General features: G+C 61.7%; 11 protein-coding genes. 9 read left to right on the forward strand and 2 right to left on the reverse strand.

All coding sequences use genetic code 11. From position 1 onward, the window contains the following. Positions 1–12 precede the first annotated feature (12 nt). Both HCF10_RS14530 and HCF10_RS14535 read right to left on the reverse strand, forming a co-directional pair. Complete coding sequence (locus tag HCF10_RS14530; protein WP_131699323.1) at positions 13–903, reverse strand: SDR family NAD(P)-dependent oxidoreductase; 891 nt, start codon at positions 901–903, stop codon at positions 13–15. Continuing rightward, the gene (locus HCF10_RS14535) at positions 900–2,438 is read right to left on the reverse strand and encodes a flavin-containing monooxygenase (protein ID WP_131699324.1); all 1,539 of its coding nucleotides are present in this window, start codon (positions 2,436–2,438) and stop codon (positions 900–902) included. The genes HCF10_RS14530 and HCF10_RS14535 overlap by 4 nt, the downstream gene beginning before the upstream one ends. Before the next feature lie 276 nt (positions 2,439–2,714). Here HCF10_RS14535 and HCF10_RS14540 point away from each other — a divergent pair, with 276 nt between their 5' ends. From HCF10_RS14540 to HCF10_RS14580, 9 genes are all read left to right on the forward strand, one after another. Next, on the forward strand, positions 2,715–3,704 hold the full coding sequence (locus HCF10_RS14540) for an alpha/beta fold hydrolase (RefSeq protein ID WP_237683125.1): 990 nt from the start codon (positions 2,715–2,717) through the stop codon (positions 3,702–3,704). 294 nt (positions 3,705–3,998) lie between these two features. Further along, complete coding sequence (locus tag HCF10_RS14545; RefSeq protein ID WP_167655820.1) at positions 3,999–5,279, forward strand: alkane 1-monooxygenase; 1,281 nt, start codon at positions 3,999–4,001, stop codon at positions 5,277–5,279. A 118-nt stretch (positions 5,280–5,397) separates the two neighbouring features. After that, positions 5,398–5,892 carry an alkane oxidation protein activator PraA gene (praA, locus tag HCF10_RS14550; RefSeq protein ID WP_145337539.1) on the forward strand — a complete coding sequence of 165 codons (495 nt, stop codon included), beginning with the start codon at positions 5,398–5,400 and terminating at the stop codon, positions 5,890–5,892. 122 nt (positions 5,893–6,014) lie between these two features. Continuing rightward, on the forward strand, positions 6,015–6,509 hold the full coding sequence (praB, locus tag HCF10_RS14555; protein ID WP_027608591.1) for an alkane oxidation protein activator PraB: 495 nt from the start codon (positions 6,015–6,017) through the stop codon (positions 6,507–6,509). A 131-nt stretch (positions 6,510–6,640) separates the two neighbouring features. Next, entirely contained in the window at positions 6,641–8,095 is a 1,455-nt protein-coding gene (locus HCF10_RS14560; protein WP_131699328.1) for an outer membrane protein transport protein, read from the forward strand. Between the two features lie 255 nt (positions 8,096–8,350). Next, a complete protein-coding gene (locus HCF10_RS14565; protein ID WP_167655821.1) occupies positions 8,351–10,876 on the forward strand; it encodes an acyl-CoA dehydrogenase in 2,526 nt (841 codons plus the stop codon). Positions 10,877–11,027: 151 nt separating this feature from the next. Next, on the forward strand, positions 11,028–12,371 hold the full coding sequence (locus tag HCF10_RS14570) for a 3-oxoacyl-ACP reductase (protein ID WP_167655822.1): 1,344 nt from the start codon (positions 11,028–11,030) through the stop codon (positions 12,369–12,371). A gap of 3 nt (positions 12,372–12,374) precedes the next feature. Continuing rightward, complete coding sequence (locus tag HCF10_RS14575) at positions 12,375–13,265, forward strand: MaoC/PaaZ C-terminal domain-containing protein (RefSeq protein WP_167655823.1); 891 nt, start codon at positions 12,375–12,377, stop codon at positions 13,263–13,265. Then, entirely contained in the window at positions 13,262–14,560 is a 1,299-nt protein-coding gene (locus HCF10_RS14580; RefSeq protein WP_131699332.1) for an acetyl-CoA C-acetyltransferase, read from the forward strand. The genes HCF10_RS14575 and HCF10_RS14580 overlap by 4 nt, the downstream gene beginning before the upstream one ends. Positions 14,561–14,566: the final 6 nt, after the last annotated feature.

Genomic DNA, 14,566 nt, shown 5'->3' on the forward strand with positions numbered 1-14,566 from the left:
TCGTGCTCCTGTTCAGAGACGGGGCTCGTCGTTGGTTTCAAACACTGGCCTGCGTTGCTTGGGGGCCATGCGCTTGCTGGCGAGCACCACCAGCGCTTGATAGGCCGCCGGCAGGCAACGGGCGAGCAGGTCGAGGAAATATGCGTCGCGGCCAATCAGCACACGACGTTTGTTTTTGCGTACGCCTTGCAGGATCACCTTGGCGGCCTGGTCGGCGTCGGTGATGAAGAGTTTTTCGAAGTCGGCACGGGCCTGCTGTTCGCTGTGGATCAGGAAGCCGGTCATGTTCGCGTCGATGCGGCTGCTGCGACAGATATCGGTGCGAATGCCGCCGGGGTGTACGCAGGTGGCCGAGACGCCGCAGCGTTGCAGGTCCAGCTCCTGGCGCAGGGCTTCGGTAAAGCCGCGCACGGCGAATTTGGTCGCGTTGTAACCGCTCATGCCGGGCTGGGCAAACAGGCCGAATACACTGGACGTGTTGATCACATGGCCTTCGCCGCTGGCCTTGAGGTGTGGCAGGAACGCCTTGGTGCCATGGACCACGCCCCAGAAATTGATGCCGACGATCCATTCCAGGTCGGCGTAGTCCACGCCTTCGACGGTACTCGACAGGGCCACGCCTGCGTTGTTGAACACCAGGTTGACCTGGCCATGCTCGGCCACGCAGCGCGCCGCCCAAGCCTCCATGGCCTGGCGGTCGGCAACATCCAGCACCTGGGTGGTGATCGTCACCGGCGCCAGCGTTGAAGTTTTGATCAGTGCCAGGGTTTGCTCCAGGCCCTGGGCGTTTTTGTCCGCCAGTGCCAGGTGGCAACCTTCGCGCGCGAGTGCCAGGGCCAATGCGCGGCCCATGCCGGACGCCGCGCCGGTAATCGCCGCCACGCGGCCGTTGAATGACTTCATGAGAGGCTGCCTTCTGCGCTGGAGTGGGGCGCCGCTGCCGGACGGAGCGGGGTGTTGAGGGGCAACAGGTCGACCACATAGTCCTTGAGTGAAAACTGCCGGGTGACCCGCTTGAAGCGCCATGTTGAAGCGGGCCACAGGGTGGTGTTCTTGCCGGTACGTGGGTCCAGGTACCAGCTCTGGCAACCGCCGGTGTTCCAGATGGTGCGCTTGAGTTTGTCTTGCAATTGACGGTTATAGGCCTGTTCCACTGTCGGTTTGACGTCCACCGTGGCGATGCGATGGCGCTGCATCTGCCTGAGCGCGTCGAGGATGTAGGTCACCTGCGCCTCGATCATCAGAATCATCGAGTTATGGCCCAGGCCGGTGTTGGGCCCGATGATCAGAAACAGGTTGGGATAGCCCGGCACTGTGGTGCCCTTATAGGCGTGTGCACCGTCGCGCCAGGTGTCCATCAGGTCCACGCCGTCGCGACCGATGATGCAGTCGCGGGGCAGCGGGTCGGTGGCCTGGAAGCCGGTGCCGAAGATCAGGCAATCAGCCGGATGCTTGAGGCCGTCGGCGGTGATCACGCCGTCGGCTTCGATGCGCAGCACCGGCTCGGTGACCACCTCGACATTGCTGCGCGACAGCGCCGGGTAGTAGTCATTGGAGATCAGCACGCGCTTGCAGCCGATGGTGTAGTCCGGCGTCAGGGCCTTGCGCAGGGAAGGGCGGGCCACCTGTTTGTGCAGGTGGCGTAGGGCTATTTTCTGTACCATTTTCATCAGGCGCGGGTGCAGGGAAAAGCCCACCACGCGGCCTTCCAGGGCCCAGTAAAAGGCAGCGCGCACCAGGCGCTGGGTGAAAGGCAGGTGCTTGAACATCCAACGTTCGAAGGACGAAATGGCTCGGTCGGGCTTGGGCATGATCCACGGCGGGGTACGTTGGAACAGGTCCAGGTGGGCCACCTGCGGCGCGATCTGCGGCACGAATTGAATGGCACTGGCACCGGTGCCGATCACCGCCACGCGCTTGCCTTTCAAGGCGTACGCGTGATCCCACTGCTGGGAGTGGAAACGCTTGCCCTTGAAGTTCTCCAGCCCCGGTATGTCCGGCAACGCCGGACGCGACAGCCCGCCCATCCCGGATATCAGCACCCGCGCGCTTACCTGGCGACCATCGCTGAAGTTCAACTGCCAGCGCTGTTGCTGGTCGTCGAACACCGCGCGCTCAAGACCCATGCCGAAGCGCAGGTACGGCGCCAACCCGAAGCGCGCAGCGCAGTGTTCCAGGTAGGCGCGGATTTCCGCTTGCGGCGCGAACTGCCGAGTCCAGTCCGGGTTGGGCGCAAAGGAAAACGAATACACATGGGACTGCACATCGCAGGCGCAACCTGGGTAATGGTTGTCCCGCCAGGTGCCGCCGAGGGTATCGGCCTGCTCGGCGATAAAGAAGTGGGTGAACCCCGCTTCCTTGAGCTTGATGGCCATGCACAGGCCGGCAAAGCCAGAGCCGATGATGGCGATGTCGATGGAATCACTGTGGGCATTCATAGGCGGACCTTCGTGGGCATCGGATGTGCTCCTGTTTTTGTTTTGTCTTTTAGATAGAACACCATTGCAAAGAAAAATTGAATTAATTATTTTAAAAAAAGATTTTAAATAATCTACCTGAAAATAGCGCCTACGCTAGGAACTTGTGCCTTGTGTGCGACTTGTCCGACGGACGAGCGTGGTACGCACGCCGTCAGGTCCAGGGTGTGGACGTTGGCCGAGGCCTTGATCAATTCCGGTCAGGTCGCCGGCAACAGGGAAGCTGAGGACCGAGCTATGGCTGTGGAGTGGGTTGCCGCTGCGGCGGGTGCGAGTGCGGTGCTATGGGGTTTCAGCGCCTGGATGACACGGCGCATCGAAGCCGCTGTTCCAATCAACGGGCGCTTCGTAGAGGTGGATGGCGAGCGCTTTCATTATGTGGAAGAGGGCAAGGGCCCACCCCTGGTGATGATTCACGGGCTGATGGGCAGCAGTCGCAACCTGACCTATGCCTTGTCCGGCCAGTTGCGTGAGCACTTTCGGGTGATCACCCTCGACCGACCCGGGTCGGGTTATTCCACGCGGCATAAAGGTACCGCTGCGGACTTGCCGGCCCAGGCGCGGCAAGTCGCGGCCTTCATCAACCAGCTTGGCCTGGACAAGCCTGTGGTGCTGGGGCATTCCCTCGGCGGCGCGATTTCCCTGGCCCTGGCCCTCGATCATCCCGAGACGGTATCGGGCCTTGTGCTGGTGGCACCGTTGACCCATCCCCAGCCCACGTTGCCGCTGGTGTTCTGGTCGCTGGCGGTACGACCGGCCTGGTTGCGACGCTTTGTGGCCAACACCCTCACCGTGCCAATGGGCTTGTTGACCCGACGTTCCGTGGTCAAGGGCGTGTTTGCGCCGGACGCCGCTCCCGCGGACTTTGCCACCCAGGGTGGCGGCTTGCTGGGGATGCGCCCCGACAACTTTTACGCCGCCTCCAGCGAGATTGCGTTGGTCAACGACTGCCTGCCCGGGATGGTCAAGCGCTACCCGCAACTAACCCTGCCCATCGGCCTTATCTATGGCGCGCGGGACAAGGTGCTGGACTTTCGCACTCATGGCCAGGCCCTCGCCGACAAAGTGCCAGGCCTCAAGTTGCAAGTGGTGGAAGGGCGCGGCCATATGCTGCCGATCACCGCCACGGCGCGGGTGGTCGAGGCCGTGCTGCACGTGGCCAAGCGCGTGCGCCCTGTGGAAACGGCCACGGTCCTGCATCCGCCCTTTGCCTTGGCGAACAAATAATCGTGGCCCTCATCGTGGGGTCAAACGTCGCAAATGCTTGCCCTAGAGACCTGACCAGACGGCTGAAAAAGAGACTGCTCGGTCACGCCAAAAAGGCTTCGAAAAAGTAGTTGACGACCTAACGATTCCGCGTTATTTATTTAAAAAAATATTTCAATATTTATTTTGAAATGATTTTTGAAATGCCTAAGAGCGAATAAAAATGAAAAAAACGTCTTTTATCGCATGGTTGATTTCCCGGGGCACCCAGTGCTCCCTGAACCTGTTTTCCGCCTGCCTGCCACGGAGGCTGCCATGAACCAGACTCTGGCAGCGCCAAGCGTTTGGACCGACGGCAAGCGCCACCTGTGGTGGTTGGGCATCATGCCGTTGGCTACCCCTCTGTTGTCCGGCGCACTCGCCATTACCACCGGCATTCAACAACTGTGGTGGGTCGGCGTGCTGGTGATCTTCGGCCTGATCCCATTGATCGACGGCCTGCTCGGTGAAGACGTGAGTAACCCGCCCGAATCCGCCGTTGGCCACCTCGAATCCCAAAGCTACTACCGCTGGATCGTCTACACCGGTGTGCTGTTCGTCATCTCGTCGGTAGTGATTACCGGATGGCTGGCCGCCGGCGGCATCGACTGGATCATCCAGGGCGGCCTGTTGCATGCCACCGCCAACCTTGAGCCTTCCAGCTGGCTGGTCCACGCCGCCGGTTACATCACCGACCGTACGCAACTGCATGGCGAACCGAGCTGGTTCACCTACCTGGGCATGGCCATGTCGACCGGCGCCGCCACCGGCATCGCCATCAACACGGCCCATGAACTGGGGCACAAGCCCAATGCCCTGGAAGTGTTCCTGGCCAAGGTCACCCTGGCGCCGACTTTCTACGGGCACTTCTACACCGAACACAACCGTGGTCATCACGTGCGCGTCGCGACGCCGGAAGACCCCGCCAGCTCGCGGCTGGGCGAGAGCTTCTGGGCTTTCCTGCCGCGTTCGGTGTGGTTCAGCGCACACTCAGCCTGGAACCTGGAGCGCGAGCGTCTGCGCAAACTCGGCCTGCCGGCCTGGCATTGGAAAAACGCTGTGCTCAGTGCCTGGATGTACAGCGTGGTGTTGTGGGGCGCGATGATTGCCTGGTTGGGGGCAGCGGTGATTCCGTTCCTGATTATCCAGGGCATCTACGGCTTCTCGTTGCTGGAAGTGGTGAACTATGTGGAGCACTACGGCCTTAAACGCCAGAAGTTGCCCAACGGTCGTTATGAGCGTTGTTCGCCTCGGCACTCCTGGAACAGCAATCGGATTGTCACCAATATCTTTCTGTTCCAGTTGCAGCGGCATTCCGATCACCATGCCAACCCCACCCGTAGTTATCAGTCGTTGCGTCACTTTGATGAATCGCCACAGCTGCCTTATGGCTACGCGAGCATGATTGTCTGGGCGTATGTGCCGTACTTGTGGCGACGACGCATGGACCATCGAGTCCTTAATCACTATGCCGGGGATATCACCCTGACCAATCTTCAACCTTCACAGCGTTTGAAGTACCTGGAAAAGTACAGCGGCAGTGCCAAGCCGTTTTGATCTGAAATAACACTTAGTTTTTGTTGTGTGCTCGGGGCCTGATTGCCGCGCAGGATTTTATCGCCCAGAGAAAGTGCTTTGACCCGAACAAAAATAATTAAAGGGAAGGACGTACACCATGCAAACACCTGCCAAGTTCACCACCCATATCGTATTCGCCGCGCTGGGCTTGATCGCCTATCACCAGGCCCAGGCCGCACGTATCGAACCGGCCGGCAGCGCGTTTACCGCCCAAGGCCCGATCAGCTTCTCCAAGGGCGCGCTGATCAGCGCCGATTGCACCATCAAGGTGGCCGGCAAGGTCGCTGCGGACGGTTCCTCGGTCAATGTCGACCAAGTCGAATTCGACGGCGGCCTCAAATGCAGCCGCGTCGAAGCCATCAACTTGCCGTGGATTCTGGTCGCCAAAGATACCAGGAGCGGTTCCATGTCGAAGATCAGCGTCGATGTTCATGCCTTCGGCCTGGGCGGCAAGTGTGGGCCTTCCACCGCCGATGGCACCTGGGATAACGCCACCGGTAAGTTGGAAGCCGCCAATGTACCGATTGGCGAAGACTGCAAGATCAAGACGGTGTCGATCAAGATGCCGCCGAACTTCAAAGTTGTTGAATAACGTGCTGCGGTAATTGAATTGAAATTTGGCTGGAAAGGGAAGTTCTGCAGTTTCACCGTGACCTCTCGTTCATGGCCATTACCCCCTGGCGAATGACTCGCCATTACATGTGAGGAAAAACAATGAAAAGCTTGAAAACCCTCGTGTCGTTGTCTGCTTTGGCTGTTTGCATGGGCGCTGCTTCGATGGCCAATGCCTATAGCATCACCCCGGTGAACTCGAGCTTCACTGCGCCAGGCACCATTTCGGTGAAGTCACCATCCTCGTTCCAGGCCACTGTTAACTGCGGCGCAACTTTTACCGGGAACGTCGATGCCAGCGGTGTCGCAAAAATCACTGGCGTGGCGGTGACCGGCGGTGGTCTTTGTGCGCTGCCGAAAATCACCGGTCTGCCATGGACCTTGACCGCCACCGGTGCCGCTGCGGGCTCGGTCAGCAACGTTGGTTACACCATCGCCGCGTCGGTTCTGTACCCGGCGTCCAATTGCGGTCCGTCCACCATTACCGTGGGCTACAGCGGTGGTGTGCTGACCGCCTCCAACCAGACCCTGAGCGGCAGCTGCACCGTGGTGAGCCTCAGCGTTACCCCAAGCCCGACATTTACCATCGTGCCTTGATGGGCAACGGACACACCGGGCTGATCACCTGTTGAAAGACTGGCGCCTCGATCGGGCGCCAGTTTGTGAACTGCCGGAAGCAAAACGAACCGGCGGGGCCGGCTCAGAGAAATAACAATAAGGAGTGCCGCATGAATAATAAGAAACAACACGTGCAGGTTTTGTTGGGGCTGGCACTGATAGGCGGGGCGATGGTGAATGCGCCCGCACAGGCCGGCGGTTTTTCAACACCGACCTACGGCGCACCCGGTTGGGGCCGGGCATTTGCCGGTGGTTCGTTGTTCAAGAACGATCCCAGTTCCGCGTACAACAACCCGGCGGCCATGGCGTTTGTCGAACACAACGTGGCGCAATTTACCGTCGACTATGCCCGCATCAAGATCAAGTACAAAGGTGACGCCTCTGATTATGCAGGCAACCCGATTTCCAATACGCCCTTGGACGCCAATGGGTTTCCCGACGTTGCAGCGACTACGGTGAATAACAACGACGGTGGTCAAGGCGGGTTCACTGCCTGGTTGCCAACCGGTTTCATGGTCATGCCCCTGGGGGATCGGTTCGCTTTCGGCCTGAGCCAGGTTGTGCCGCAAGGTATGCGCTCCACTTGGGATCAGGACTCGAAACTGCGCGACTTTGCGGTGGACACCAAAATTGAAACCGTAGGGTTGACCGGATCCCTGTCCTTTAAGGTGAATGACCAATTCTCTATCGGCGGTGGCGTGATCGTGCAACACAGCAAGGGCTTCGTCAGCCAAAACGTGGACTTGTTGTCTGCCGCCGCGGTGTCCGATTCCGTGCTGGGCGGGATCAATTTTCCGTCTGATGTCGGCAGTGCCTTGATGCGTGTGAAGGTCGACAACATTTCAGCGGGCTGGTTTACCGGCATTGTTTGGAAACCCACGGAACGAGATACCCTTGGCTTGAATTACCACGCCAAGATCAAGAACAAGATGACCGGCAAATACAATATTTACGCCGATCAGTTTTCCTACAACCTGATGACCCAGCCAAGCCCGTTTGGCGGTAGCGGTACGTTGGTGAATACCGCTTATCCAGGGTTAGAGCTGGCGCCGGACGGCGCCCATGCCAGTGTCCAACTGGACATTCCTGCCACGGCTGGCCTGGACTGGGTGCACCAGTTCAACGATCGCTTCACCCTGGGGGCCAGTGTGACCTGGACTGAGTGGTCCTCTTTCAAAGACCTGACACTCGAGTCCGGTGGCACCACCATTGTGTCCATTCCCTACAACTACAAGAACACCTGGATGTACTCCCTCGGCGGAGACTACCGCTTGACCGATGAGTTGACCTTGCGTGCAGGTGTAGCCCTTGACCAGACACCTACACGCAATTCGACCCGCGACCCGCGAATCCCGGATGGCGACCGTACATTCCTGTCGTTGGGGGCTGGTTACGATGTGAAAGCAATCAAAGGCCTCAGTCTTGACTTGGCCTATTCCCACCAGTTCGTGCAAGAGGTCAAGCTCAAGACTCAAAACGTCGATCGCCTGGGTGGTGCAAGCCTGAATGGCAAGGCGGAGTCGTCGGGCGATGTGGTGAGCGTGTCGGCCACCTACGCGTTCTGATGTTTCATAGAGGGTGATGGAAAAGGCACCAAGCGCATCTTGATGCCTTCACCCTCATTCCACGTCGACAGTTCCTTGAGTATTGGCGTTCCCAGGCTGATTCATTCAGCCGCTATTTTTTCGCCCAAGCATTAAATAAAAATTTCAAAACAAAATTTGAATTTAGCTTTCCAAGTTTGTAGTGTGGCTTTACGCCGCAGGTCAATCCGACCTTCCGCACGTAAACCACGCCCTGAATCGAGTAGAGGTATCCCCATGGTTATCTGGTTATTGGTGGGTTTCGCAGCTGCGATTGCCCTGGCGTATCGACAAGCCGCTGCCACCCTGTGGTTGGGCGCCGGCCTGGTCTGGTTGGCGATTGGTTACCTGTTCAACGTGGTGGCGGCGGTCGGCGCCACCGTCGCGGCGGTGCTGGTGGTGTTACCGGCTTTGCTGATGACCATTAAACCGCTGCGCCGCACGTTGTTGACCAGCAAGGCCCTCGGCCTGTTTCGCACGATCATGCCGGCGATGTCCGACACCGAACGCGCCGCCATCGAGTCCGGCACGGTGTGGTGGGACGCTGAGCTGTTCAGCGGCAAACCTAACTGGCAGCGCCTGCTGCAAGCCGCCCCGGCGAGCCTCAGCGCCGAGGAACAAGCCTTCCTCGACAATGAAGTGGAAACCCTGTGCGACATCGCCAACGACTGGGAAACCACCCAGGTCTGGCAGGACATGTCCCCCGAAGGCTGGCAGTACACCAAGGATGCCGGCTTTCTCGGCATGATCATTCCCAAGCAGTACGGCGGCAAAGGCTTCTCCCACTATGCGCACTCGCAGGTGGTGATGAAGCTCTCGACGCGCTGCTCGGCGGCGGCGATTTCGGTGATGGTGCCCAACTCCCTGGGCCCGGCCGAGTTGCTGTTGCACTACGGCACCGACGCCCAGCGCAATTACTACCTGCCGCGCTTGGCCCGTGGCGAAGACATCCCGTGCTTTGCCCTGACCAGCCCGTATGCCGGCTCCGATGCCGGGGCGATTCCCGATCTGGGCATCGTCTGCAAAGGCACCCATGAAGGCCAGGAAGTGCTGGGCTTTCGCGTGACCTGGGACAAGCGCTATATCACCCTCGGGCCGATCGCCACGGTGCTTGGCCTGGCGTTTCGTGCCGAAGACCCGGACGGTTTGCTGGGGCCGAAAGGTTCACTGGGCATCACCTGTGCCCTGATTCCTACCTCCCATCCCGGCGTGAACAGCGGCCGTCGTCACTGGCCGCTCAACGCGGTGTTCCAGAACGGTCCGACCACCGGCAAGGATGTGTTCATCCCGCTGGAATGGGTCATCGGTGGCCGCGAGCAAGTGGGCAACGGCTGGCGCATGTTGATGGAATGCCTGGCCGCCGGCCGCGCGATTTCCCTGCCGTCGGCCAACGTCGGCCTGGGCAAGGTCGCGGTGCGCGGTACCACGGCCTACGCCGCGATGCGCAAACAGTTCGGCCTGCCCATCGGCAAGTTCGAAGGCGTGCAGGCGCCGTTGGCACGCATGGCCGGACACCTATATGCCTGCGATGCGGTGCGCAAGGTCTCGGTGGCGTCCCTGGATGCGGGTGAGAAACCCTCGGTGATCTCGGCCATCGCCAAATACCACGTCACCGAACGCGCGCGGATGATCGTCAACGACGGCATGGACATTGTTGCCGGCAAGGGCATCTGCATGGGCCCCAATAACTTCCTCGCCCGCGCCTACCAGCAAAGCCCCATCGCCATTACGGTGGAAGGCGCGAACATCATGACGCGCTGCCTGATCATCTATGGCCAGGGCCTGATCCGCTGCCATCCCTATGTATTCCGCGAAATGGAAGCCGCCCGCAACGCGGACCGGCGCAAGGCGCTGGAGGAATTCGACAGCGCGATGTTCGGCCATGTGAGTTTCGTGCTGGCCAACACCGTACGTGCGGCGGTGCATGCCCTGACAGGCGGGCGGCTGATTTCCGCACCGGCCAAAACCGACCCGGCGCTGGCAACCTACTATCGCCAGGCCAATCGTCTGTCGGTGGTGTTGGCGCTGGTCTCGGATATTTCCATGGGCGTGCTGGGCGGTGCCCTCAAGCGCAAGGAAAGTATCACCGGGCGTTTGGGCGATATTCTGTCGCAGCTGTACATCCTGTCCTGCGTGCTCAAGCGCTTTGAGGACGACGGCCGGCCCCAGACAGACCTGCCGCTGGTGCATTGGGCGGCACAGGACGCGTTGCTGCGTGCCCATGAAGCCCTCGCCGAAGTGCTGGATAACTACCCCTCCACGGCGGCGGCTGCGGTGCTGCGAGGCTTGACGTTCCCGTTCGGTATTCCGCTGCGCAAACCCTCGGACCACCTGCTGGCCCAGGTGGCTGATGTGGTGCAGACCCCCGGCGAAACCCGCGACCGCCTGCTGGCCAATTCCTACATTCCGCGCCCGGAAATCGACAAGCTGGCCTATGGCGAACTGGGCTTCCGCCTGTTGCCGCAGGTGGAGTTGATCGACGCCCGACTCAAGCCGGCCATCAAGCAAGGCCTGCTCGAACCAATGCCGATCTCCACCACCGCGTTTACCGTCTGGCGCGTCAAGGCGCGGGCGCTGGACCTGATCAGCGACGACGAAGACGCCTTGCTGGCGCGCTATGTGGAATACGCCGACCACGCTATCCAGGTGGATGACTTCCCCCAGGACTTCGGTTTGCTGGAGGCGTTGCAGCAGCGCAAGCAGACGTTGGAACCGGCGCCCAAGCGCCGCAGCAGCCAAAGCGAAAACGCCTCGGTCAACTAGGACAAACGCGGTCAATGTGGGAGGGGGCTTGCTCCCGATAGCAATCCATCAGTCACCGACTCATTGGTTGAACCACCGCTATCGGGAGCAAGCCCCCTCCCACATTGGATCGGGTTTACAAGGTCAGAATGTGTTGTGAGTGAATGCGGATATGAGTGACAGCTACCTATCGTTCGTCAATTCCCCCTGGGGCCGTCGCCTGGCCCAGGCGGTGGGCTTGCCTCAGCCCGTGCCGTTGCAGCGCCATCGCAGCGGCCAGCCAGGCCTGGCCAACCCGGTGATTGTCGCCGGGGCAGGGCGCATGGTTGCGCAGGTGCAACAGGTGTTCAGCGCCACCGACACGGTCACCGCCACCCCGGCGACGCTCAAGGCGCCGTCCACGGTCAAGGTGCAGGGCGCAGTGTTCGATGCCAGCGCTGTGGTCGACCTGAAACAGTTGGATGAGCTGTACGAATTCTTCCACGCCAACGCCAAACGCCTTGGCCAGCACGGTCGAGTGGTGGTGTTGGGCACGGCGCCCGAACACTGCGCGGACTTGCCCCAGGCCATCGCCCAGCGTGCCCTCGAAGGGCTGGTGCGCTCGCTGGCCAAGGAGCTGCGCCGGGCGATCACCGTGCAGTTGTTGTACGTGGCGCCCGGTGCGGAAGATGCGCTGGACAGCAGCTTGCGTTTCTTCCTGTCGCGCCGTTCGGCCTACGTCTCCGGGCAAGTGGTGCGCCTGGAAAAACCCGTGGATGGTCATGTCAGCGTCAATTGGGACAAACCCTTCGCCGGCCGACGCGCGCTGGTGACCGGGGCTTCCCGTGGCATCGGCCTGGCGATTGCCCAGGTACTCGCCCGCGACGGCGCCCATGTGGTCTGCGTGGACGTGCCCCAGGCCCAGGCATCGCTGCAACAGGCGGCCGCCAGTGTGGACGGTTCGGCGCTGCCATTGGACATCACGGCGGCGGACGCCGCTGTACAGCTTCAAGCCCACGTCAGCCAATACGGCGCCTTCGACGTGGTAGTGCACAACGCCGGGATTACCCGCGACAAGACCATCGCCAAGATGACGGAGGCGGCCTGGCGCAGCGTGCTGGCGGTCAACCTCGAAGCACCGTTGAACCTGAGCAACGCCCTGTTGGAATGCCAGGGCCTTAACCCCGGTGGGCGCATCGTGTGCGTGTCGTCGATCTCCGGCATTGCCGGCAACCTCGGGCAAAGCAACTACGCCACCTCCAAGGCCGGCGTGATTGGCCTGGTGCAAGGTCTGGCGCCGCATGCGGCGGCGGCCCAGGTCACGGTGAATGCCGTAGCGCCGGGGTTTATCGAGACCCAGATGACCGCAAAAATCCCGCTGATGATTCGCGAGGCGGGGCGGCGCATGAACTCGATGTCCCAAGGCGGGCAGCCGATCGATGTGGCCGAAACCATTGCCTGGCTGGCGCATCCTGCGTCCGGCGGGGTCAACGGCCAGGTCGTGCGCGTGTGCGGCCAAAGCCTGCTGGGAGCCTGAGCCATGGACTACGTGACGCAGATCATCGACCCACCGCCATCACGCACGCGCCTGTTGCTGGACGGCGTGCGTGGCTTGCGCAAGCCCAAGTTCGACGGCGCCCCGCTGTTGCCCAAGGAGCGCCTGGTGCGCTCGGCGGTGGAGTTGTCCGCCGCCGGTATCGCCGCCTATGGCCGTGCCTGTGGTTTTCGCCGCGAGCAGGGTGTGCCGTTGTCTTACCCCCATGTGCTGGCGTTCCCCCTGCACCTGATGCTGCTGACCCGTCCGAGTTTTCCGTACCCGGCCAGCGGCATGGTGCACCTGGCCAACCGCATCCGGCAGCACCAGCGGCTGCGGGAAGGCCAGGCGCTGCGCCTGGAAGTCTTTTGTGAACGCTGGGTGGCCCATGCCAAGGGCCAGGCGCTGAGCATCGCCACCCGTGCCTACAGCAGCGGCACCCTGGTGTGGGAAAGCGACAGCCTGTACCTGCGCCGCGAGGTCAAAAGTCCCGTCGGAGAGCCGTGGGAGGACGCGCTGGCGTTGCAGGAGGAGGGCCTGTTGCGTACGCAGCGCTGGGTGTTGCCGGCCGATCTGGGGCGGCGCTTTGCCAAGGTCTCGGGGGACTTCAACCCGATCCACACCTCACTGATCGGCGCCAGGCTCTTCGGCTTTCGCCGCGCCATCGCCCATGGCATGTGGACACTCGGCCGCGCATTGGCCGCTCAACAACCGCCCGGTGGCCTGGATCAGGCCCAAGCCCATTGCGACTTCAAGCTACCGATCTTTTTGCCCGGCCAGGTCGCCCTGTGGCAACACCCCGTGAGCGGCCCGCGCCGCGAATTCGAAGTGCGCAATTTCGCCGGCGACAAACCGCATATGCGCGGGCTATTTGTCTGGAATGAGAGCCCTACATGAGTGACTACAGCTTCAATCCGGCCCCGACCCGCCGCGTGGCGATTATCGGCGGCAACCGCATCCCGTTTGCCCGTTCCAACACGGTGTACGCCCACGACAGCAACCAGGACCTGTTGGTGGCGGCGCTGCAAGGCCTGGTCGACCGTTACAACCTGCACGGCCAGCGCCTGGGCGAGTTTGCCGCCGGCGCGGTGATCAAGCATTCGCGGGATTTCAACCTGGCGCGTGAGTCACTGCTGTCGACCACCTTGTCCCCGCAGACCCCGGCCTACGATGTGCAGCAAGCCTGCGGCACCGGCCTGGAAGCAGCCTTGCTGGTGGCGAACAAAATCGCCCTCGGCCAGATCGAGGTGGGCATCGCCGGTGGCGCCGACACCACCTCCGACGCGCCCATCGGCATCAATGAGTCCCTGCGCCACACCTTGCTCGCGGCCAACCGCGCCAAGGGCATGGGCGATAAGTTGAAGGCGCTGCTGAAGGTGCGTCCGTCGATGTTGTTCAAGCCGCTGTTGCCTCGCAATGGCGAGCCGCGCACCGGCTTGTCCATGGGCGAGCATTGCGAGGCAATGGCCCAGCGCTGGCAGATCAAGCGCCTGGCCCAGGATGAGCTGACCCTCACCAGCCACCAGCGCCTGGATGCCGCTTATCAGCGCGGTTTCTTCGACGACCTGATCAGCCCCCATCGCGGCCTGGTGCGGGACAACAACCTGCGCGCCGACGCCAGCCTGGAGAAACTCGCCGGGCTGTCCCCGGCCTACGATCGCCAGAACGGCACCCTCACGGCGGGCAACTCCACGCCACTGACGGATGGCGCCTCGGTGGTGCTGTTGGCCAGCGAAGAGTGGGCGACCGCCAATGGCTGGCCGGTGTTGGCCTACCTGCGCACGGGCGAGACAGCGGCGGTGAATTTTGTCGACGGCAGCGAAGGCCTGCTGATGGCGCCGGCCTACGCCGTACCGCGCATGCTCAAGCGCGAAGGGCTGAGTTTCGCCGACTTCGATTTCTTCGAGATCCACGAAGCGTTTGCCGCCCAGGTGCTGTGCACGCTCAAGGCCTGGGAAGACGCCGATTACTGCCGCGAACGGCTCGGCCTGGACGCGCCACTGGGGGCCATCGATCGCGCCAAAATGAACGTCAACGGCGGCTCCCTCGGCTGCGGTCACCCGTTTGCCGCCACCGGTGGCCGGCAATTGGCGGCGCTGGCCAAGGCCATTCACGAGCGGGGCGGCGGTCGCGGCCTGATATCCATCTGCGCGGCGGGCGGGCTGGGCATTACCGCCATCGTCGAAAAGTAACGCCAA

Source organism: Pseudomonas sp. B14(2022), from assembly GCF_012030485.1.
Lineage (GTDB): Bacteria > Pseudomonadota > Gammaproteobacteria > Pseudomonadales > Pseudomonadaceae > Aquipseudomonas.

What these genes read in the sequence shown, in the direction of transcription:
- HCF10_RS14570 (WP_167655822.1), top strand. Translation starts at nt 11,028, where the DNA reads ATGAGTGACAGCTACCTATCGTTCGTCAATTCCCCCTGGGGCCGTCGC.
- HCF10_RS14565 (WP_167655821.1), top strand. Translation starts at nt 8,351, where the DNA reads ATGGTTATCTGGTTATTGGTGGGTTTCGCAGCTGCGATTGCCCTGGCG.
- HCF10_RS14530 (WP_131699323.1), bottom strand. Translation starts at nt 903, where the DNA reads ATGAAGTCATTCAACGGCCGCGTGGCGGCGATTACCGGCGCGGCGTCC.
- praB (WP_027608591.1), top strand. Translation starts at nt 6,015, where the DNA reads ATGAAAAGCTTGAAAACCCTCGTGTCGTTGTCTGCTTTGGCTGTTTGC.
- praA (WP_145337539.1), top strand. Translation starts at nt 5,398, where the DNA reads ATGCAAACACCTGCCAAGTTCACCACCCATATCGTATTCGCCGCGCTG.
- HCF10_RS14535 (WP_131699324.1), bottom strand. Translation starts at nt 2,438, where the DNA reads ATGAATGCCCACAGTGATTCCATCGACATCGCCATCATCGGCTCTGGC.
- HCF10_RS14580 (WP_131699332.1), top strand. Translation starts at nt 13,262, where the DNA reads ATGAGTGACTACAGCTTCAATCCGGCCCCGACCCGCCGCGTGGCGATT.
- HCF10_RS14540 (WP_237683125.1), top strand. Translation starts at nt 2,715, where the DNA reads ATGGCTGTGGAGTGGGTTGCCGCTGCGGCGGGTGCGAGTGCGGTGCTA.
- HCF10_RS14545 (WP_167655820.1), top strand. Translation starts at nt 3,999, where the DNA reads ATGAACCAGACTCTGGCAGCGCCAAGCGTTTGGACCGACGGCAAGCGC.
- HCF10_RS14575 (WP_167655823.1), top strand. Translation starts at nt 12,375, where the DNA reads ATGGACTACGTGACGCAGATCATCGACCCACCGCCATCACGCACGCGC.
- HCF10_RS14560 (WP_131699328.1), top strand. Translation starts at nt 6,641, where the DNA reads ATGAATAATAAGAAACAACACGTGCAGGTTTTGTTGGGGCTGGCACTG.